Raw genomic sequence first — 21,209 nt, 5'->3', positions numbered from 1 at the left:
TTGGGCCCGTCGGCGACGGGCTATCGCGCCGGCCCCGGAACGAACCGGGCCCGCCGGCGGCGGGCCTCGGTCCGGCCCGCTCCAGCCTCTCGTCCATCCGGGCCGGGCAGCGCAAAACCTCTATTTTGCCTTGATCTGATGCCGAGCCGGTCGCCGCGCGCATCGGCACGCCCGTTCGCGCGGATTTCCACGTCCGCGCGCGGGCAATGCCGGCCGCGTGCATTCGGCTCGCCGGCCCGGATTTCGGCCCGGATCCGCGCAGCGCAGCACGGCGCTACGCGGCGCTGGGCAGGCGGCGGCATGCGGCGCGCTGTCGCATGCCGCCGCGCCGTGCGGTAAAGCGCACGCCGGCAGCCGGCGCGTGCGGCGCGCCGCCGCGCGGCCTTGTGCGCTTCACGACGCGGTTTGCCAGCCGCGCCCGATCGGATATCTTCACGCGTATCGTTCACGCGTATCGAGCCGACACCCCGGAAGACAAACATGAAGAATGCATTGACCATCGACGATCTCAAAGCCTGCGCGCGCCGCCGCGTGCCGAAACTGTTTTTTGATTACGCGGACAGCGGTTCGTGGACCGAGGGCACTTACCGCGCGAACGAGACGGATTTCGAGGCGATCAAGCTGCGCCAGCGCGTGCTCGTCGACATGAGCAACCGGTCGCTCGCGACGACGATGGCCGGCCAGAGCGCGTCGATGCCCGTCGCGATCGCGCCGACCGGCCTGACCGGCATGCAGCACGCGGACGGCGAAATTCTCGCCGCGCAAGCGGCCGAGGCGTTCGGCGTGCCGTTCTCGCTGTCGACGATGAGCATCTGCTCGATCGAGGACGTCGCCGCGCACACGGCAAAGCCGTTCTGGTTCCAACTGTACGTGATGAAGGACCGCGATTTCGTCGCGGCGTTGATCGAGCGCGCGAAGGCGGCGCGCTGCTCGGCGTTGATCGTGACACTCGATTTGCAGATTCTCGGTCAGCGGCACAAGGATCTGCGCAACCGCCTGTCCGCGCCCCCGAAGCTCACGCCGCTGCATTTGTGGCAGATGGCGCGCTGCCCGCGCTGGTGTCTCGGCATGGCGCGCACGCAGCGCCGCTCGTTCGGCAATATCGTCGGGCATGCGCGCAACGTGTCGGATTTGTCGTCGCTGTCCGCGTGGACCGCCGAGCAGTTCGATCCGCGGCTGTCGTGGCGGGATATCGAATGGATCAAGTCGCGCTGGAACGGCAAGCTCATTCTGAAAGGCATTCTCGACGAGGACGATGCGCGCGCCGCGGCCGACAGCGGCGCGGATGCGCTGATCGTATCGAACCACGGCGGGCGTCAGCTCGACGGCGCGCCGTCGTCGATCAGCATGCTGCCGCACATCGTCGATGCCGTGGGCCAGCGCATCGAGGTCCATCTCGACGGCGGCATCCGCTGCGGGCAGGACGTGCTCAAAGCGCTCGCGCTCGGCGCGCGCGGCGTGTATATCGGCCGGCCGTTTCTGTACGGGCTCGGCGCGGGCGGGCGCGACGGCGTCACGCGCGCGCTCGAGATCATTCGCAACGAACTGGATATCACGATGGCCTTGACCGGCAAGCGTCTCGTCACCGACGTCGACCGGTCGGTGCTGGTCGATAGGCGCGCAACGCAGGCCGATGGCGCGTCGCGTGCGTGACGGACACACTCGGCGCTTAACGGCATGCCGAGACACACCGAGGCACGGGCCGGCCGCAGCCGGCGCATCCGACGCCGATCGAACCGACCTGCGCCGCTCAATAGCCGCTCAATACGCCGCTTCGCTGCCGCCGCCGGTGACGATCGCGACGCCGGAGCTTGTGCCGAGCCGCGTGGCGCCGGCCTCGATCATCGCGATCGCGGCCTCGCGATCACGCACGCCGCCGGACGCCTTCACGCCCACGTCAGGCCCGACGGCACGGCGCATCAGCGCAACGTCCGCAAGCGTCGCGCCGCCGTGACCGAACCCCGTCGAAGTCTTCACGAACGCCACGCCGAGGTCGCGGCAAAGTTCGCAAACGCGCACTTTCTCGTCATCGCTCAGCAAGCCCGTCTCGAGAATCACCTTCAGCGGCACGGCGCCGCAGGCCGCGTGCACGGCCGCGATGTCGGCCTTCACGTCGTCGAGGCGGCCGCTCTTGAGCGCGCCGAGATTGATCACCATGTCGATTTCGCCGGCGCCCGCCGAGATCGCGGCCGACGCCTCGAACGCCTTCGCGGCCGACAGGCTCGCGCCAAGCGGAAAACCCACGACCGCGCACACCTTCACGCCGGTGCCGGCCAGCTCGCGCGCGGCAAGCGCGACGTTGGCCGAATTCACGCAGACCGAGTAGAAACGATGCTCAGCGGCCTCGCGGCAGAGCGTGCGGATCTGCGCGTCGCCGGCGTCGGCCGCGAGCAGCGTGTGGTCGATCATGTGGGCGAGCTGGGCAGGGGAATACGACATGTTTCAGGACTCCAAAGGGCCGTGCGGCAGCGCGCCGCGCGGCAAAGTTGATGTTTTCATAGCGGTTTGTTACAAATACGGCATTTCTGCCGGGCCCGCGCACCCGGCCCGACGAGCGACAGGCGGACAACGGACAGGCATGGAAACCAAGAAAAGCGAGCGGATCAAGACATTGATGAACATGCTGCAAGGACAGAACGCGATCCACCTGCGCGAAGTCGCCGAGCTGTTCGACGTATCCGAAATGACGATCCGCCGCGATCTTGCCGACAACCCGCACGGCCTGAGCCTGATCGGCGGCTATGTCACGCGTCATTTCGCCGCGCAGCGCAGCGACATCGGCGAATACCTGATCAGCACCGAGAACAACCGGCAGATCGAGGAGAAGCGCCGGATCGGCAAGCTCGCCGCACAGTTCGTGAAAACCGGCGACACGATCTTCGTCGATTGCGGCTCCACGACGCCGTTCATCATCGACTTCATTGCGGACGATCTCGAATTCACGGCCATCTGCAATTCGCTGAACGTGTTTGCGAAACTGCAGCAAAAGCCGCATTGCAGCGTGATTCTGTGCGGCGGCGTCTATCATCGCAAGAACATGGTGTTCGAATCGGCCGCGGAGGCAAGCATTCTCGATACCGTGCGGGTGTCGAAAGCCTTTATCTCGGCGGCCGGCGTCAGCGACCGCTGCGGCGTCACCTGCTTCAATTTCCACGAAGTCGACGCAAAACGCAAGGTCATGCAGCGCGCGCAAAACCGCTTCCTGCTCGTCGATCATACGAAATTCGACGAAGTGCGTGCCGCTTACTTCGGCGAGCTGGCCGATTTCAACTACGTGATCTGCGACGGGCAGTTGAGCCGCCATTACGAAACGGCGATTCGTGAGCATGGCATCGCGCTCGTGACGTAACGCGAGCGCGCGGTATCCAGCATCACGCATCGCGACCTGCCATGCAATCGCGCACACCGGCCGCGTCCAGATAACCAGTGACGACCTCGAACACGCGCGTTTGGGCGGGCGCGAGCACGGCGACGTGGCCTTTGCGGCGCTCCGCTTCGTAGCCTTCCGGCTCGCATGTCGACGGCAGCGCGAACGCGGCAACCTGCTGGTCCGCATTGTGCAAGATCCAGCGCGTCGCATACGGAAACTGGTCGGGGCGATAGGCGGTATGGAATGCGCCGCCGTCCGGATGCACGAGCAGGAAGTGCGCGACGCCGTTCGCATCCGTTTGCACATCCCGCATGAAAAACACGATTTCCGGATCGTACAGCGCGGGGGCGTCGAGCGTGTCGAGCCGCTCGGGCGCGCGCGCCAGCGCGGCCATGTAGTCGCGCCACGCGGCGGTCGGCTTCACGTGCGCCGGCACGCTCTCGCGCAGCCGCAGCCCGCCGTCCGACAGCCACTGCACGAACCGGCCGCCCGGCACATACGCGTGGTTCAAGTGCGCCATGTACATCAGATCCATCGGCACGCCGCCCAGGTTGGTCACTTCCATCCGGATCCACATGCGCGCATCGTGCTCCCCGATGCGCACCGACGCGCGCGCGACGTAATGGCTGCCGAAGCCCTGCACGTATTCGTATTCGCCCGTCACCTCGATGTACGCGCCGTGCGCATCGGCGCCGACGATCATGTCGGCCCGGTCCATCGGCGCGCAGGGCATCTCGCCGTGCAGCGCGTGCGTGTCGTGCGGGCCGGGGCAGCCGTTGCGCAACATGCCGCTATGAAACATGAAGCAGCCGTATGTATCGATGATCGACGCGGCGCGCCTCGGTTGCCGGAACATATGCTTCATCGTCAAGTCGCGGCCGTCGAACGCAGCCGCCCAGATCATCTGGCCGAGATACGGCAGCACGACGATATGCCCGCGCCGGTTCTCGAGCCTCAGCGCCTCGACGCCCGACGCATACGCGAACGCGGTCGCCGTGAGCCCGTCGGTCCGGTATAGCGTGCGCGGCGTATCGCGGAAGTCTTCGCGGCGCAGTTCGATCTCGCCTCGCATGATCAGGCTCCCGAGGCGTTGCGGGTGTCGGCAAGCGCGCCGGGCATGGCCGCCGGCAGATGGCGCAGGCAATGGAAGCCGTAGCAGACGATCACGACGAAGCACGCGAGCGGCACGACGAACGCAAGCTGCATATTGCCGCCCGTATGATCGGAGATCAGCCCTTGGATCAACGGCACGACCGCGCCGCCGACGATGCTCATCACCAGAATCGAGCCGCCGTACTCGGTATCGTTGCCGAGGCCGTCGATCGTGAGCCCGTAGATCGTCGGCCAGCACGGGCCGAGGAATACGCTGACGCCGACCGCAGCATACACGGCCGTCATGTTATGCACGCTGATCGTGTAGGCGAGCATCGCGATGCACAGCAGCCCGTAGGCGATCAGCACTTTCGCCGGGCCGACGCGCTTCATCACGAACGTCGCGATCAGTTTGCCGACGAAGAACGCGAAAAACGTCGCGAGCAGGTAGCGCGACGCGCCGCGTTCGGAAAGCTGGCCGATCTGCATCGCGAGCCGGATCGTGAAACTCCACACGCCGACCTGTGCGCCGACATAGAGGAATTGCGCGAGTATGCCGGCAACGAAGCGGCGGTTGCCGGCAAGGCGCGCCAGCGTGCCGAGCACATCGGCCCGGGGCGCCGCCGCGCGCGGGCCGTTGCCTTTGCATGCCGGGTAGGGCGTGAGCGCGAATACGACGAACACCACCGCGAGCACGGCGATCAGCCATTTGTACGGCTCGAGCGTGGCCTGGATCATCGCGAGCTGATGCACGCGCGCCTGGGCGGCCGACATCGCCGCAAGCTGCGCGTGCGACGCGTCGCCCTCCTTGAAGATCAGAAAGCTGCCCATGTACACGCCGGCCATCGCGCCGAACGGATAAAACGTCTGCGAGATATTCAGACGCCGCGTGCCGGTTTCGCGCGGGCCCATCAGCGTCGAATACGAATTCGCCGCCGTTTCGAGAAACGACAGGCCGGCGGCGATGACGAACAATGCGGCGAGAAACATCCCGTATTTCGCCATCGACGCGGCCGGAAAGAACAACAGGCAGCCGAGCGTGTAGCACAGCAGGCCGACGAGGATCGTCGTCTTGTAGCTGAACTTCTTCACCACGGTGGCAGCGGGGATGGCCAGGAAGAAGTAGCCGAGATAGAACGCGGACTGCACGAACGCCGATTCGAAATCGGACAGGAAAAAAGACTTCTTGAATTGCGCGATCAGCACGTCGTTCAGGTTCGCCGCGGTGCCCCATAGCGCGAACAGGCAGCAGAGCAGCGTGAACGCGAACACGGGGGTGCGGTTCAGATAATAGCCGTCGGGCGAGGGTACGATGCTGGCGCGTCTCATGGGTGTCTCCTTCCCGGGAAGGGTCGTTTTGTCGGTTTTTGTCGGGCTGGTTGGCTTGCGCCGCCGTATTTAGAGACCGGCGTCGCGGATAAAACGCTCGAAAGTCGCGGCGTTCGCGTAAGACTTTTGCGTGCCGAAACCCGTGACCGAGTGCGCGGCATACGCGCAGGCGTAACGCATCGCGGCCGCCACGTCGCGCGATTCGGCGTAATAGCGCGCGAAGCAGCCAATGTATGCGTCGCCCGCGCCGGTGGTGTCGCGCGCGTCGACCGGCACGCCGGGCACATGCCGCGCGCCGTCGCGCGACACGTGCAGCGAACCCTTGTCGCCGAGCGTGACGATCACGTGCTTGAGTCCGCGCTCGATAAGCGACCCGGCCGCACGTGCGGCCGCATCCGGCGAATCGACCGGCATGCCGGATACGATCGCCAGCTCGGTTTCATTCGGCACGAAGAATTCGACCGAGCGGATCCGCTCGAAATCGAGATCGGGCACGGCGGGCGCCGGATTCAGCAGGACCGGGATGCCGTGCCGCGCGCCGAATGCGATCGCGTGATAGACCGTTTCGAGTTCGATTTCGAGCTGCAGTACGATCAAACCGCATTCGGCAAGCTTCGGCGCGGCCGCGTCGATGTCGGCCGGCAGCAGATGGCGGTTCGCGCCCTTGACGATCAGAATGCTGTTGCTTGAATCCGGCTCGACGAAAATCGGCGCGACGCCGCTCGGCACGCCGGGCACCTTGCGCACATACGTCGTGTCGATGCCCGCACGCTCGAGATTGCGGATCGTGTTGTCGGCGAATACGTCGTCGCCGACGCTTGTCACCATCACGACAGGCGCGCCGAGGCGGGCGGCCGCGACGGCCTGATTCGCGCCCTTGCCGCCGCAGCCGAGTTCGAAGCTCGGCGCTTCGAGCGTCTCGCCGCGCGCCGGCATGCGGGTGACGTAAGTCACCAGATCAACCATGTTGCTGCCGATGACGGCGATTGTCTCCATCTGTCTTCCTTGGCTTGGCATGAGGGGCAAGCCGGCTCATGAATGAACCGTTATCCCGATGAATGATAATAAAATCACATTTAATGTGAAAATACAATCATTATTCATCGATCGGATGGCGGTGGCGCGTGGCGGACCGTGCGGCGAATAGGAGAAACCCGCGGATATGCACACGGTGCGATCCGATTGAAGCTTGCCGGGATGACCCGCACGCAGGCTGCATTGCGGCGCGGCAGCGCATGTAGGACGGTGCGGCGACGCGAATGCGCTATGGATATCGGAAGATACGCGTGCTGCTCGGCAGGGCCATGAGATCGGCAAGGATCGGCTGTACCGCCTGTATCGAGGCGAAGGTCTGTCGCCGCGTTACAGGCCCAATCGGCAAGCGACGCGCAAGATGCGCCGCCCGGTACGGGCGAAGTCGACTGCGCCCAATCGGGCGCGGCGTTTGGATTTCATCGTCGACCCGCTTTCGAGCGGTCAAAGGTTTCTCGCGCTGATCATCATCGATATCTTCACGCGTGAAGCGCTCGCGATCGACATGGGCCAGCGATGGGGCGCTTCGGATGTCGTTTGCGTATTGGACGAACCGAGAGTCAATCGGGGCGCCTCGTGTCATGCAACGGCACACGATGCGATGCATGCCGGAACCCGCATGGGCTCTCGACGCCAGGGAGCCCATGGAACGATGGCGGGCCTCGTATAACGAGAGTCCGGTTTCCCGGCGGCGCCTATTGTGCGATTTTCCGTTTCTGATGTCTTTGTTGACAAATTGTGGCGGTAATGTAATTGTAATACTGAGGGGTCTGGATTCGCTATCCTAACTATGAGGTGAAATTGCGAATGCCAACTCAGATTTATGCAAAGCGATTGATTGCGACGTCGGGGCTCTGCGCGCTGATCGGTTGGGCGGCGTCGGCCGGCGCCCAGTCGCTCGGTTTCATGGACGCGCGTCAGACAGCAGGGGACGGCGGCCTCGTCGAGCAAATCGCGAACACCATGGTGTTCCCGAATTTTCGTGGCGATGCGAGAAGCGTGAGTAGTCTGTCGGTAGAGCGTCTTGGGCAAGCCAACGCCGTGCGCTCGATCAAGGTGCTCGTCGAGCGCGACGACAGCAGTGCCAACCTGTTCACGCTGCGCGCGGAAAATGCCAGCATCGCCGCGCGCGTATCGCCGTCGGCGATCGCGGTGACGTTCGGCGACAGCAATCCGTTGTCGCTGTCGCAAAGCACCGAATCGAAGCTTTTATGGCGGCCGATTCCTAAGGACGTCAAATATTTGATGTTCACGGCTTACCTCGTGCCGAAGACGACCGCGCAATCCGAATGGTCCGACAGCGTGATCGTGACCGCCAACGAGGCCGTCATACAAGGCGCAAGCATCGTCGCGGGGCGGGAGATCGCCGATCCGATTCGCTCGGCGCTTTCGCCCTATGGACTCGATGCGTTTGCCCGGTCCGCGATCGATGTGTCGTCCTCTCAGCGCGACAATCGCACGCTGGCGTTCGTCGAACAGCGGACGATGCCGCTTGCCGACAGTCCGAATTCGCACCATCGCAGCAAGCGATGCTTCGAAGATTTCATTCAGGGCGTCACGTCGCTATCCGCGTGGTGGTGGGAACGCCTGTTTGGCGCACCGAGCATTTGCTCGACCCGCACGAGCGATCCGATGCCCGATACCCAGATCGACCTCGTCACAACGCAGCCGTTACCGGTGAACGTCGATCTGAGCGTGTACGAGGCAAACGAGATCGGCGGTGGCGACGTGCCGGATTTCGACGTTGCGATGGGCGTCCTGTTCTGCGGTGATCGGCCGAATATGCGACGGGAAAGCGGACCGGACGCGTGCACGATGCAGGATCGCGAAGCGATCGCGGCTGTCGGGGAACTGCCGCCGACCACGATTCGCTCGCTGCTTCAACAGATCAACGCATACAACGTCGATAGCGCGTCCGGCGCGGCGGCACCGCTTCGTTTGACGACCGGCAACGCCCGGTTGGACGGGTGGCTGCTCGCCGATACGGAGCGTGCGGCAAATGCGCTTAGTACTGCGGAAAATGTCGTTCAGGTATCAGATAGCAGGGCGAAGCCGAACGAACCATCCAACTTGCGGCAACGGAAGAAGAAGGTCGTCAAGGCGAGTTGCGCCGACAATAATGCAACACGCGAAGCGACGGAGCAGGGCTGGGAGTGCGTGAAGAAGGCGAAGCGCAAGATCAAGCGGCAAGACGATGCGATCGCGCTGCCCCCGCAGTTGCAAACCGGTGGCCGCTATTATCTGGCGAGTCGAACGGCCGACGGACGCGAATTCAGTGCGCTTGTGCGCTCGTTACGCCAACAAAGAACGGAGATGCCGGCGGGGATGCGTCCCGACGAATTCGCGTCGCAGACGGCCGCGATCGCGCACGATGGCGCGGCAACCGGGGATAACCTCGGGATCGTCTATCTGAACGACCCGAGAGGCGTGCGCGGACAGCGCTTCGGGTATGGGCTCGAACATATCTGGGCGCCGGGCGGTGGCGGCGGCGACGACGGTCATCGAAACGATTGGCGCGCGTTGTCGGTCGATTCGCGCGATATGCTGACCCGGGTCATCATGGCGGCGCTGACCGATGTCGACGCGCAATATACGCAAACGCGAACGGCGGACGGCAAGGTTGTGCGTACCTATAGCCGCTTCACGTTCCGCGACGGCGCTCGTGTGGCCGTGTTCCGCAATGTTCGCATCGTGCTGCGGCAAAACGGCATGGTCGTCACGGCGTTTCCGCTCAAGAAAGCGAAGCGGGAAGAAGTACAACTCTTCATGTGACGATATCGCCATGAAGCGGCTATAAAGCGGCCGGCATGTTCTCGGCGATGCGTTCGTCGGGAATGTGCCGGCCGCTGCCGCCGTGTCCGGCCGTTCGGCCGCCTGGTCGGGCTCGAGCCGACTCGGCTACAGCCTCAATTATGATTGTGAATATTTACGAGAGCTGTCGAGCTTTGACCGGAAACGCTATCAGCTTAACATCCGAATCACACAACAACGATTGATCTAATTGTTTTATGGAGACAATAAAACGGTCATTTCTTATATGGGGAAATCCGGAACAAGAATACAAGGAATAGCGAAACGATTGGGCTGTTTGATTACAAAGAGGCCAAGGACCGTATGCTTGGGCCGGTGTTAAAGTAAAGACTTCATCCGAAGATGTGAGTATAAGGAATGGGAAACTCAAAAAGCTTGCATCGTTAAAGATGCGATTTGAGTAAAAGGTTTACCCTGAATGACACGGCAATGCGAAGTTGCGGGTATGCGGATACGCACTATTGCGATACGACCGGGCGCGAGGTGCAGGTGGTGACGGTCAAGGGGTATCTGCGCCGCGCAGGTTATTTCCCCTGCTTCACGGTCGCCGAGGACGCGAACGACACCTGGCAGCCGACGAGCTGACACTGTTGCAAGGACACTTCTTTAAAAGGGTGGAGATTGTTATGGCGATGCTTGAGAACCCCGCGTTGGGCACGCCGACGCTGGCAGTGTTGAGCAACCGAGGAACGACGGTGCGCACGCTGACCTACAACCGCGCCGCGGTTGACGACAACCTTGACGAGCGGATCGAACGGACCGAGTACAGCGCGCTCGGGTTTGCTTCGTCCCGAATCGATGCGCGGCTGTTCAGTGCCGGCGCAATGCCGAACTTCGCTTATACGACATCGCTTACCGGTGGCGCGTTGCGCACTGCCAGCGTCGACGCTGGCACGAGCTGGGCGCTGGTCGATGTAGACGGTCGGCCGGTTTGGGCGCGGGATGCGCGCGGGACCGTGACGACGTGGACCTACGATGCGCTGGGCCGGCCGCTGCGAGCGAACGAGACGATCAAGGGCCAAGCTCTCGCGACCCGCGACGTATGGATGTACGGTGAGACCGAAGCCAATGCGCAAGCGCACAATTTGCGCGGCCGCTGTGTGCGCCGCTACGATACCGCGGGGCGACTCATATGGAGCGGCTTCCGTCTTACCGGCGAACCCGTTGCCGAAACCCGGCAGCTGCTGGTCGATGCCGAGGGCGAAGGCGATTGGACAGGCCACGACGAGTCGGCGTGGGCGGAAAAATTAGACCCCACCCTTTACACGACTGGATGGTCGCATGATGCGACGGGCGTTTGGTGCATGCAGGGCGACGCGAAAGGCAATTCGCAGGCGCGTGCATTCGACGTCGCTGGCCGGTTGCTCAGCAGTAACCTGACGTTCGCCGACGGGAACGCACGGCCGGTGTTATCGGCGATCGATTACAGCGCAGCGGGCCAGGTGCTCAGCGAAACGGCGGGTAATGGTGTGGTCAGCACCTATGGGTACGAGCCCGAGACGCAGCGGCTCATGCGGTTGACCGTGGCGCGCCCAGCCGTGCCGTGCCGTGCCGCGATCCTGCAGGATCTGCACTACACCTATGATCCGGTCGGCAACGTGTTGAGCGTGCGCGACGACGCGCAGGCGACGACCTACTGGCGCAACCAAAAGATCGAAGCGGCGCACATCTACGCTTACGACGCGTTGTATCAGTTGATCACGGCAACGGGCCGCGAGATGGTCAATCGCGGCCAACAGGGCGTGACGCTTCCGGCACCCATGATTCCGCTGCCGAACAGCGACGCCGTCTACACGAACTACGCCCGCACCTACTCATATGATCGCGGAGGCAACCTCACAAAGGTCCGGCATCAGGGTGGGGTGAGCTACACGCAAACGATCGTGGTGTCCGAGCATAGCAACCACGCACTCCAGCAAAACGCCGATGGCACTATCACGCCGGCCAATGTCGATAACGGGACCTGGTTCGATGCGGCGGGCAACCAGCGGCAGTTGTTGCCGGACCGTCTGCAGCCGCTGGCATGGAACAACCGCAACCGGTTGATTCGAGTCACGCAAGTCAAGCGAGACGGGCCTCCAGATGATCAAGAGGTGTATCAATACGGTGCGGACGGGATGCGAGTGCGCAAGCTAACGCGTATCCATACCGGCAGCGTGACGCGCATGACCGATGCGATTTACTTGCCGGGGCTGACGTTGCGGGTGACGCGCAGCGACGACGGGCAAGCCGTGAAGGTGGTTGAGGCGCAGCAGGAAGTCAAGGTGGATGCCGGTCGAGCGGGTGTGCGGGCCCTGCGTTGGGAGAGCGGTCAGCCACCAGGGATTAAGAATGACGCGATGCGCTACGGTATCGGCGATCTGATCGACTCGATCGGACTTGAACTGGACGACCAAGCGGAGCTGATCAGCCGGGAGGAATATTACCCATACGGCGGAACGGCGGTATGGACGGCCCGCAGCCAGATTGAAGCGGATACGAAGTTCATCCGCTATTCGGGCAAGGAACGCGATGCGACGGGGCTATACGACTATGGTTGGCGATCCTATCAGCCGTGGCTTGGACGCTGGCTCAATGCAGATCCCGCAGGGACTGTCGATGGGCTCAACCTATTCGCGATAGTCAAAAATAATCCATTGCGTTTTGAGGATCCAGATGGGCGAATCAAACAAGTATCGCAAACTATAAATACTATTCGACTTGAAAAAGGGCACATTTCAGTGTTGTCCGACAGAGGGTTATTCGTTGGGAGTGGTGAGGCGGAAACAAATTTGCAATTCAGCATGCATCGATATGACTCGGTTGCTCGCATGGATAGATCTGTAGATTTTGAGAATATATCGATAAAAGAAGGAGGGGGATTTTATGGTGCGATTAGCATATTTAGTGGAAGTCAAGTAACATCAGCCGAATCAGGATCGGCGACAATTGGAAAATATTGGGGGAGAAATATTTTGAATTCCAACGTAATTGGAATAAATGTAGTGAATGGCATGTCCGGTACAGTTGGAATCCGAATTCCATTTGAGAGCATGCAGCGTGATCAGCCTGTTGTTGTGACATCTGGCGCCCTAAGTGGATGCACAATGATTTACTCCGTCGACGACAATAACTTCTATGCGTTTCACACTGGACAAAAACCCGGCGATGATGAATGGAAAACGGGACAACATGGTATTGTGAGTACTCACGAGAGCTATCAAGCTTTGACCGGAAAGGCTATCAGCTTAACATCCGAATCACACAATAACGATTTGGTTGATTTGTTTTCTAACAACAATAAAACAGTTATTTCTTATATGGGAAAATCCGGAACAAAAATTACAAAAAATAACGAGAAGGTTGAGCTGTTTGATTACAACGAGGCTATAGGACCAAATCCTCGAGCCGGCTATAGTTACGCCTTGCTATCGAGAGGTCATGCCGGTGTTAAAGTGAAGGTTTTATCCGAAGATGTGAGTATAAGTATGACGAATGGGGAACTCACAAAGCTTGCATCGCTAAAGATGCGGCTTGTGTAAAAGATTTTCCCTGAATGACCTTGAACCTGTCCGCCTCCATCGTCAATCCGTTTCGCCATCGAAGAGGCCTCCGGCGCTGGAATCTGAACTTAACCAGAGGCGGACATTACAACTTAGCCGCTGCACTCAATTATGAGTGAATTGATGGTATGTCTACTTGGCGTGCCTTCGGGATTCGGAATTTAAAGCGCGGGTTACGGGGGCTGGCGTGCGATTTCTCCGAATCCTGAAGCACCCCTACCTCGGTGAACCGCATCAAAATCAAAGGAACCCCAGCCCAGGTTGCGACCGAAGATTTCAAACGGGCTGGTCGCTACCGAGGCGGCGATAGGTGCGAGGAGAGCACCCCACGATACGCTTGAACGCATGCCCGAACGCGCTATCCGAGTCGTAACCGAGCTGCTGCGCAATCGTCGACACGGACAGGTTCGAACGACGCAATTCGCGCATTGCGAGCTGCATCCGCCAACGCAGCACGTACTCGAGCGGCCCGAATCCCATGCGCCGCTTGAAATGCAGCGCGAACGTCGAACGCGATACATGGCAGCACGTGGCCAGCTCCTCGACGGTCCAGCGTCGCGCGGGGGCCGCGTGAATCGCGGCGAGCGCCGCCGTGATGCGCGCATCGCCAAATGCGGAGAGCCATCCGGTTTCGTCAAGCGACGCCTCGGTCATGTAGAGCCTGAGGATATGCACCAGCATCATGTGCCCGAGCTGGCTGATCATCAGCGATGCCCCCGGCAACGACGCGCCGAATTCGCGCGCGAGCTGCTGCAACGCCCAACGCAGCACCGCCGCCTGCTCGGACTGTCCGTTCACGACAACCACCGGAGGCAGGCCGCCGAGCAACAACTGCGCACCGTCTTCATACGAGAAGCGGCCGCCAATCAGAAAGCAATCCGTCGGCTCCCCGTAGTGTGCAATGCCGTTCTCGGTATTCACGTACACCTCCGCTGCTGCCATCGGCGCGACGGCGGGATCGCTCGCCAGCGAAAACGCGCGCGGTGCCGTAAGCAGAAAGCAGTCGCCCGCACACACACGGACCGGCGGACCGGCTTTGTCGACCGTCAGCCAGCAAGCGCCTTCGACGACCGCATTGAACTTGATTCCGTCGGGCGGCGGAATGGCGATCGCCCATTCTCCACCGGCGCGCAGGCCGGTGAAATAGGAGTCGCGTGTTTCCAGCAGCGACAGTACCTCCGATAACGGGTCCACGCACACCTCGGACGATCTCGACGAAAAACCAGATTCTATTGCATTCACAGTCCAGGGATGTCACCGGACAATGAATTTCTGCATCGGCGCGGCCGACGGACGGCTGTGTGCGTCATGCATCAATCCAGGAGCCTTCAATGACGAATCATCAGATACCCGTGCATTCCGGTTTCAGTTCCGCGTCGACGGCCAGCGACGTGCTGGTTGGCCTCAATCTGAGCGGCAAGACGGCGATCGTGACGGGCGGCCATTCGGGCCTGGGTCTCGAAACGACGCGCGCGCTCGCGCAGGCCGGTGCGACCGTCGTCGTCGGCGCACGGAACCCCGAAGCCGCGCGTGCCGCGACGCACGGCCTGAACGGCGTCGAGATTGCGGCGCTCGACCTCGCCGATTTGACCAGCGTGGCCGCATTCGCTGCACGCTTCGTCGACGCTCGGCGCGACGTGCATATCGTGATCAACAGCGCAGGCGTCATGGCTTGCCCCGAGACACGTGTCGGCGATGGCTGGGAAGCGCAGTTCGCAGTCAACCATCTCGGCCATTACGTACTCGTCAACCTGTTGTGGCCCGTGCTCGCTCACGGTCGCGGCGCGCGCGTCGTCGCGGTGTCGTCGCTCGGGCATCGGCTGTCGCCGATCCGCTGGGACGACGTCCAATTTGCGCACGGCTATGACAAATGGTTGGCATATGGACAGTCGAAGACCGCCAATGCGCTGTTCGCGGTGCAGCTCGATGCGCTCGGCGCTCGCCACGGCGTGAGGGCCTATTCGCTGCATCCGGGCAAGATCGCCACGCCCCTGCAGCGGCATCTGACTCATGCGGAAATGATGGGACAAGGCTGGGTGGACGAGCACGGGGTGCCCATCGATCCAACTTTCAAGACGACCGAACAAGGTGCCGCGACCCAAGTATGGGCGGCCACCTCGTCGCAGTTGGAGCATTTCGGCGGCGTGTACTGCGAGGATTGCGACATCGCGACCATGGCCACGGGAGACGAGGAAGCGGGGGTGCGCCCACACGCGATCGATCCTGAGGAGGCGGCACGTCTTTGGACGTTATCCGCCGAGCTGACAGGCATCGATGCATTCGCAGTGCGTCGCTGATATTCGCCAGCGTTGCGCCACGCCGCGGCCAGTTCGCACGCACGTGCAGGATGCTCGACAAGGCCACCGTTGCCGAGTTGCCTTCGCGGGACAACTATCGCTATCGCACGAAAGTCGCGCAGACGTCATTCGGCGAAGTGACGACGCTGGCAAGTCCGCTGCGCTACTCGACGGTCCGGCTGCCGTCGATCGATCGGCTGGTGCCTTACGGGGCCGATCGCCCGCAATGGCGCCGGTGTTGATGCGGCGCGCTCGAATGATGAGACCGGGGAGACAGCACTCCAATCAAAGCTTTGCACCAGAGCCGCAGAGCCTACGTCAGACCAGCCGGGGCAGCAGCGCCCGCACTTCGTCGAGCAGGTGGGCGATCGCTTCGGGATCGTTCGACATGTGCAACAGCAGGTGCTTCTGGAACAGACCGTCGAGCAGCGCATAGGCAACGCCCGGCGTGATCGCCGGCTGCCCGCCGCCGAGTTCCGCATAGCGCGTGACCACGCGCCAGACCATGTTCTCGAGGCTCTTGTCGATCTCGTTCACGACGTCGCGGAACGCTTCCTCGAACAGCGCCTGTGCGCGCAGGTCATACCAGAGGCAGTGCATCTGCGGTTCGTCGCTGATCGTCTCTGCAAGTTTGTCGAGAAAGCCGTTCGTCAGTTCTTCCCGAGACTGCGCGGCGGCCGTCACGACGTCGTAGCGCTTTACGCACTGCGCCTTGAAATGCCGGATGCTGCAGCGAATCAGGTCGAGCTTGTCCTCGAAGTAGTAATGCACCACAGCGTGCGTGAAATTGGATTTCTGTGCGATCTCGCGCAGGCTCGTCTTTGCGTACCCCAACTCCGCGAGCGTCTGCAGCGCGGCCTCCGCGAGTTCGACGCGGCGCGCTTCGTATTTGTCCACCGGGTCGCGCCGCATGCGCGCGGCACGGGGCTTTGGCGCGGCGGTGGCGGTGTCGTGCGGCTTCACCATCCTGCTCGTGACTCCCTTTGATCATTGACGCCGTGCGGCACTGCACGGCGGACGCCGGCCTTTGACGGCAGGCGATTTCATTGTGCAAAGCAGCGAAACGACTGTCAAGAAAAAACTAAGCGGTTGTAAAAATAATTCTTGACATACGTAAAAATAAAACTAACCATTCGTTAAAAATTATCTTTCCAGTTGGTTAGAAATTGTCAGATCAGGCCGTCAGGACGGGTCCTCATCCGGCACAACTTTGGAGTGTGGAGGCAGACATGGCGAATGGCAGGTTGCAGGGACGCAAGGCCCTCGTGACGGGCGGCGCACGCGGGATCGGCGCCGCGGTGGCGCAGGCGCTTGCGCGGGCGGGCGCCGACGTGATGATCGGCGACGTGCTGGCTGATCTCGCGGCGCAGACGGCGCACGGGATCGCGCAGACGGGCGTTCGGGCCGGCGCGACGGCGCTCGACGTCAGCGACGATGCGCAGTGGCCGCGCGCCGTCGGCGCGGTGGTTGATGAGCTGGGTGGGTTCGACATCCTGATCAACAACGCGGGCATCGAGATTACGTCGCTCGTCGCCGATCTGCAGGCGGCTGACCTGCGCCGGATGTGCGACATCAACATCGTCGGCGTCGGGCTCGGACTCAAGCACGCGTTCCGCGCGATGCGGCCGGGCGGTGTGGCGGGGCAAGGCGGCGCGATCGTCAACGTATCGTCGGTGGCCGCGACGATTGCGTATCCGGCGATCGCCGGATACTCGGCGACCAAGTCTGCGGTCGATCGCCTGACCCGCGTGGCGGCGATGGAGGCCGGCAAGCTCGGCTACGGCATCCGTGTCAATTGCGTGTATCCGGGCCTCACGCCGACCGAGATGGGGATGAAGCTCGCGACCGACATCGTCGCGAACGGGCTGGCACCCGACGTCGAGAGTGCGGTGTCGGGCGTCGTCGCGCAGACGCCGCTCGGGCGGCTCGCGACGGTCGACGAGATCGCCGATGCGATTGTCTTCCTGTGTTCCGACGAGGCCCGCTTCATCAGCGGCGCCGGCGTGCCGGTCGATGGCGGCATGGGCATGTAGCGCGGCGCGGGTGCCGAATTCTTTTCAGGTGGGAGAAGCGAGATGGGTCAGAAAAAGCCGGTGGTTGTCTATGGCGCGTCGGGATATACCGGCCGCCTGGTCTGCGAATATCTGCGCGAGTACAACATTCCGTTCATCGCGGCGGGGCGCGACCGGAAGCGGATCGAGGCGGTCGTCGAACGGATTCCCGGCATCGAGACCGCGGACTACGAAATCGTCGAGGTCGAACACTCGGTGGCCGCGCTGACCGAGTTGTTCAAGGGTGCGAAATTCGTCAGCAACATGGTCGGACCATTCATCAAGTACGGGCCGGAGGTCGTCGACGCATGTCTGGCGGCCGGGTGTCACTACTCGGACACGACTGGCGAGCAGGACTGGGTGCTGCTCGCGAAGGAGCGCTGGGGCGATGCGTTTGCGAAAAAGGAATTGCTGCTCGCGCCGAACATCGCGCAGATGTACACGACCGGGGAAATCGCGGCGAACCTGTGCCTCGAGACGCCCGGGCTCGATACGCTCGACATTCTGGTGCTGTGGAAGGGTTTTCCGACCTATGCGTCGACGCAGACGATCTTCACGATCCTGAAGGCGACCTGGTATTACCTCGAACAGAACAAGTACGTGCCGTGGGAGCCGACCGCGCACGCGGAAGTGCTGGTGCCCGGCCAGCATGAAACGGCGATCGCGGTGCCGTGGGGTGGCACCGCGCATCCGGTGTGGTTCAAGGACGATCCGCGCGTGGCGAATTGCCGTGCGATCGGCGGCGTGATGGCGCGCGCGGTCATGGAGGGCGTTCGTCAGACGACGCAGATGTTCGACGAGAAGATTCGCCCGTTGCCGCCTAACGAGCAGGAAGCCGCGCTCGCCGAGATCGCGAACGGCATGCAGGCGAGCATGCCGCCGCGCGAGAATCCGCGGCTGAACACGACGGTCGATTCCGTGCATGCGTCGGGGCCGCTCGGTCGCGCGCATTGCGTGATCCACGGCGTGTGCAACTACAAGCAGACAGGCCTGCTGCAAGCCTACGCGGCGTTCTCGCTGCTGCAAACGTCCCCGCGCCGGGTCGGCTTCGCATCCGGCTGCCAGGCGTTCGGTCATCGCGAGTTGCTCGGCCAGTTGCGCAGCTTCGGCCTGGTGATGAAACCCGTGTTGAGCGTGCAGGATTGACGCGTCGGGCCTTACCGGAGAATCGACATGCGCTTGACCCGTTATCTCGACAAGGGCGCGTCGCTCGGCGCCGACCGGCCGTGCCTCGTCGCCGACGACGAGACGTTCACTTACGCGCAGGTGCAGCGCCTCACTTACCGTGTCGCGCGTGCGCTGGTGCGCGACGGCGTCGCTGCTGGTGACAAGGTGGCGATTCTGTCGGGCAACGATCCGGTCGCGTTCGCGTGCGTGTTCGGCATTGCCCGGGCGGGCAGCGTCTGGTGTCCGGTCAATCCACGCAATGAAGTCGCCGAGAATCGCTTCGTGCTCGCCAACTTCGATTGCCGCGCGCTGCTGTTTCACAGCGCATACGCCGACATGGTGCGCAAGATGCTGCCCGATCTGCCCGCGCTGCGCGTCGTGGTTTGTCTGGATGAGACGCTGCCGTTCGCGAAGCGTCTCGATGATTGGCTCGGCGGCCTGTCCGACACCGCGTTCGAGCGCGAACCGGCCGATGACGTCGCGATGCTGCCCGGCACCGGCGGCACGACCGGCGTGCCGAAGGGCGTGATGCTGTCCGAGCGGAATCTGGAGACGATGACGGCGCTCACGCTGATGAGCTATCCGTTCGACGGGCGGCCGGTCTATCTCGCGTTCGCGCCGCTCACGCATGCGGCCGGTGTACTGTGTCTGCCGATCATGACGCTCGGCGGCAGAATCGTCGTGATGCGTCATCCCGACGTCGGCGCTTTTCTCGCAGCGATCGAACGCGAACGGGTCACGCACACGTTCCTGCCACCAACGGTGATCTACATGCTGCTCGATCATCCCCGCCTGCCGTCGACCCGTCTCGATTCACTACAGTGCTTCTGGTACGGCGCCGCACCGATCTCGGTTGAACGCCTCGCTGAGGCACTCGACCGGATTGGCCCGATGGCCCAGCTGTTCGGGCAGACCGAAGCGCCGATGATGGTGTCGACACTGGCGCCGGCCGATCACTACCATGCGGATGGCACGCTCGCGCTCGGCCGGCTGTCGTCCGCCGGTCGTCCGACGCCGCTCGTCGAAGTGGGCATCATGGACGAGCAGGGACGGTTGCTGCCGACCGGCGAGCGTGGCGAAATCGTCGTGCGCGGCTCGCTGGTGATGAAGGGCTATTACGGCAATAGCGCCGCGACGGCTGAAGCGTCCGCGTTCGGCTGGCACCACACCGGCGACATCGGCTATCTGGACGCCGACAACTTCCTGTTCATCGTCGATCGTGCGAAGGACATGATCATCACGGGCGGGTTCAACGTCTATTCGATCGAGGTCGAGCAGGCGTTGCTCGCGCATCCCGACGTGCGTGATTGCGCGGTGGTCGGCGCGCCCGACGACAAGTGGGGCGAACGTGTGGTCGCGGTCGTGCAGCCGCGTGACGGCAGGCGAATCGACGCAGCGGCGCTGACCGAGTTCGTCAAGCAGCGGATCGGCAGCGTCAAGGCACCGAAGCAGATCGAGGTGTGGGATGACCTGCCGCGCTCGAAGGTCGGCAAGGTGTCGAAGCCGGACGTGAAAGCACGGCTGCTGCGCGACGCGGCTGCCGGATAGCGCGGGCGAAGCGGGCAGACAGGCAGGCGGTCGCGCCAGCCGCCACGCCAACAATATGGTGTACTGAATAAATAGGATGGAGACATGAAGGCGAAACTGACGAGGTCCGCCGTGATGGCGGGTACGCTGCTGGCGATCTCGACGTCCGCGTCGGCGATCGATATCTATCCGGGCGACTACACGATATTGCCGCCCGGCACGACGCTTGCGCTCGGCTACATAGGCTATACGCCCAGCAGCGATTTCCGGCTCGACGGCGTCGGCCGGGTGCCGGACTCCAGCCTCGATCAGACGGTTGGCATCGCGCGGGTGCTGCACTATACGCAGATCGGCGCAATGCCGGTGGCGTTCCAGGCATTCCTGCCGTTCGCCAAGCTGACCGACGTGAAGGTCGGCGGCAGCCCGTTGCCGACGAACAACGGGCTCGGCGACCTTACGTTCGGCGCCACCGCGTTTCTGGTGAACCGCCCGGATCCGCAGTACGGCACGACCGTCGGGTTCACCGCCTACTTCTCCGTACCGACCGGGAAATACGATTACGGCCGAGTGGGCGCCGGCGCCGGCACCGTGGTGTTTACGCCGCAACTGGGCGTGATCCAGGGACTGGGCCGCAACCTGTTCCTCGACGCTGCGCTCGACGTCGCCGCCCAGCCCGGGCAAGATGACCACGGCCACCGCATTTCTGTGCGGCCGTCGGTCGAACTGCAGACTTACTTGCGCTACCAGGTCACGCCGGCCACGTCCGTGTCGTTTGGCTATGCCGGCACGTTCGGCGGCAAGCAATATGTCGACGATGCCTATACTGGGCAGAAAACGAGCACCAGCCAGTTGCGATTGTTCGCGAGTCACATGCTAACCCCGACGTGGCAGGTGTCGGGCATGCTCGGCAAGGCGATCTCGGCCGAGGGCGGTTTCCAGAACCGCTACAGCGTGCAGTTGCGCGTCATGAAGATTTTCTGAATCCGGGAAG

At 62.7% G+C, this 21,209-nt stretch carries 18 protein-coding genes and 1 pseudogene; 12 read left to right on the top strand and 7 right to left on the bottom strand.

The window, feature by feature from the left end:
- Positions 1-20: 20 nt before the first annotated feature.
- The gene (locus AQ611_RS25525; RefSeq protein ID WP_146011796.1) at positions 21-500 is read right to left on the bottom strand and encodes a hypothetical protein; all 480 of its coding nucleotides are present in this window, start codon (positions 498-500) and stop codon (positions 21-23) included.
- Here AQ611_RS25525 and AQ611_RS10330 point away from each other — a divergent pair.
- Positions 481-1,653, top strand: a complete 1,173-nt coding sequence (locus AQ611_RS10330; protein WP_069234454.1) for an alpha-hydroxy acid oxidase — start codon at positions 481-483, stop codon at positions 1,651-1,653. The genes AQ611_RS25525 and AQ611_RS10330 overlap by 20 nt on opposite strands.
- Before the next feature lie 108 nt (positions 1,654-1,761).
- Here AQ611_RS10330 and deoC read toward each other — a convergent pair whose 3' ends face one another.
- Positions 1,762-2,439: a deoxyribose-phosphate aldolase gene (deoC, locus tag AQ611_RS10325; protein ID WP_069234453.1), complete on the bottom strand. Its 678-nt coding sequence runs from the start codon at positions 2,437-2,439 to the stop codon at positions 1,762-1,764.
- A 139-nt stretch (positions 2,440-2,578) separates the two neighbouring features.
- Here deoC and deoR point away from each other — a divergent pair, with 139 nt between their 5' ends.
- Positions 2,579-3,349, top strand: a complete 771-nt coding sequence (deoR, locus tag AQ611_RS10320) for a DNA-binding transcriptional repressor DeoR (RefSeq protein WP_059572066.1) — start codon at positions 2,579-2,581, stop codon at positions 3,347-3,349.
- Between the two features lie 22 nt (positions 3,350-3,371).
- On the opposite strand, the gene AQ611_RS10315 is transcribed toward deoR, so the two are convergent.
- The 3 genes from AQ611_RS10315 to rbsK all read right to left on the bottom strand — a co-directional run bounded on the left by AQ611_RS10315 (position 3,372) and on the right by rbsK (position 6,787).
- On the bottom strand, positions 3,372-4,442 hold the full coding sequence (locus AQ611_RS10315; protein WP_069234452.1) for an aldose 1-epimerase family protein: 1,071 nt from the start codon (positions 4,440-4,442) through the stop codon (positions 3,372-3,374).
- A 2-nt stretch (positions 4,443-4,444) separates the two neighbouring features.
- Positions 4,445-5,791 (bottom strand): L-fucose:H+ symporter permease, encoded by a 1,347-nt coding sequence (fucP, locus tag AQ611_RS10310; protein WP_069234451.1) that lies wholly within the window; start codon positions 5,789-5,791, stop codon positions 4,445-4,447.
- 69 nt (positions 5,792-5,860) lie between these two features.
- Positions 5,861-6,787: a ribokinase gene (gene rbsK, locus AQ611_RS10305; protein WP_069234450.1), complete on the bottom strand. Its 927-nt coding sequence runs from the start codon at positions 6,785-6,787 to the stop codon at positions 5,861-5,863.
- 251 nt (positions 6,788-7,038) lie between these two features.
- Here rbsK and AQ611_RS26325 point away from each other — a divergent pair.
- The 4 genes and pseudogenes from AQ611_RS26325 to AQ611_RS10290 form a co-directional block, all read left to right on the top strand.
- Positions 7,039-7,397 (top strand): annotated as a pseudogene (locus AQ611_RS26325) (IS3 family transposase); the annotation flags it as partial.
- Positions 7,398-7,630: 233 nt separating this feature from the next.
- On the top strand, positions 7,631-9,595 hold the full coding sequence (locus tag AQ611_RS10295) for a hypothetical protein (RefSeq protein WP_231935816.1): 1,965 nt from the start codon (positions 7,631-7,633) through the stop codon (positions 9,593-9,595).
- A gap of 468 nt (positions 9,596-10,063) precedes the next feature.
- Positions 10,064-10,219, top strand: coding sequence for a hypothetical protein (locus tag AQ611_RS25520; RefSeq protein WP_156789220.1), 156 nt, complete (start codon positions 10,064-10,066; stop codon positions 10,217-10,219).
- A 41-nt stretch (positions 10,220-10,260) separates the two neighbouring features.
- Positions 10,261-13,155, top strand: coding sequence for a cytotoxic necrotizing factor Rho-activating domain-containing protein (locus AQ611_RS10290; protein ID WP_069234448.1), 2,895 nt, complete (start codon positions 10,261-10,263; stop codon positions 13,153-13,155).
- Between the two features lie 297 nt (positions 13,156-13,452).
- Here the strand turns inward: AQ611_RS10290 and AQ611_RS10285 are convergent, their stop codons facing one another.
- Entirely contained in the window at positions 13,453-14,370 is a 918-nt protein-coding gene (locus tag AQ611_RS10285) for an AraC family transcriptional regulator (protein WP_069234447.1), read from the bottom strand.
- Between the two features lie 137 nt (positions 14,371-14,507).
- On the opposite strand from AQ611_RS10285, the gene AQ611_RS10280 reads away from it, so the two are divergent.
- Together AQ611_RS10280 and AQ611_RS10275 are read left to right on the top strand one after the other, a co-directional pair.
- Entirely contained in the window at positions 14,508-15,473 is a 966-nt protein-coding gene (locus AQ611_RS10280; RefSeq protein ID WP_069234446.1) for an SDR family NAD(P)-dependent oxidoreductase, read from the top strand.
- A gap of 50 nt (positions 15,474-15,523) precedes the next feature.
- Positions 15,524-15,715 carry a hypothetical protein gene (locus AQ611_RS10275; protein ID WP_069234445.1) on the top strand — a complete coding sequence of 64 codons (192 nt, stop codon included), beginning with the start codon at positions 15,524-15,526 and terminating at the stop codon, positions 15,713-15,715.
- A gap of 76 nt (positions 15,716-15,791) precedes the next feature.
- Here AQ611_RS10275 and AQ611_RS10270 read toward each other — a convergent pair whose 3' ends face one another.
- Complete coding sequence (locus AQ611_RS10270) at positions 15,792-16,439, bottom strand: TetR/AcrR family transcriptional regulator (RefSeq protein WP_069234444.1); 648 nt, start codon at positions 16,437-16,439, stop codon at positions 15,792-15,794.
- A gap of 263 nt (positions 16,440-16,702) precedes the next feature.
- Here AQ611_RS10270 and AQ611_RS10265 point away from each other — a divergent pair, with 263 nt between their 5' ends.
- The 4 genes from AQ611_RS10265 (at position 16,703) to AQ611_RS10250 (ending at position 21,199) form a co-directional block, all read left to right on the top strand.
- Complete coding sequence (locus AQ611_RS10265) at positions 16,703-17,506, top strand: SDR family NAD(P)-dependent oxidoreductase (protein ID WP_069234443.1); 804 nt, start codon at positions 16,703-16,705, stop codon at positions 17,504-17,506.
- A gap of 42 nt (positions 17,507-17,548) precedes the next feature.
- On the top strand, positions 17,549-18,670 hold the full coding sequence (locus AQ611_RS10260; RefSeq protein ID WP_069234442.1) for a DUF5938 domain-containing protein: 1,122 nt from the start codon (positions 17,549-17,551) through the stop codon (positions 18,668-18,670).
- Positions 18,671-18,697: 27 nt separating this feature from the next.
- Positions 18,698-20,239: an AMP-binding protein gene (locus AQ611_RS10255; RefSeq protein WP_069234441.1), complete on the top strand. Its 1,542-nt coding sequence runs from the start codon at positions 18,698-18,700 to the stop codon at positions 20,237-20,239.
- Positions 20,240-20,323: 84 nt separating this feature from the next.
- Positions 20,324-21,199: a transporter gene (locus AQ611_RS10250; RefSeq protein ID WP_069234440.1), complete on the top strand. Its 876-nt coding sequence runs from the start codon at positions 20,324-20,326 to the stop codon at positions 21,197-21,199.
- The last annotated feature ends 10 nt before the right edge of the window (positions 21,200-21,209 follow it).

Source organism: Burkholderia singularis (assembly GCF_001718875.1).
Lineage (GTDB): Bacteria > Pseudomonadota > Gammaproteobacteria > Burkholderiales > Burkholderiaceae > Burkholderia > Burkholderia singularis.
This window is presented reverse-complemented; position numbering and strand designations above follow the sequence as displayed.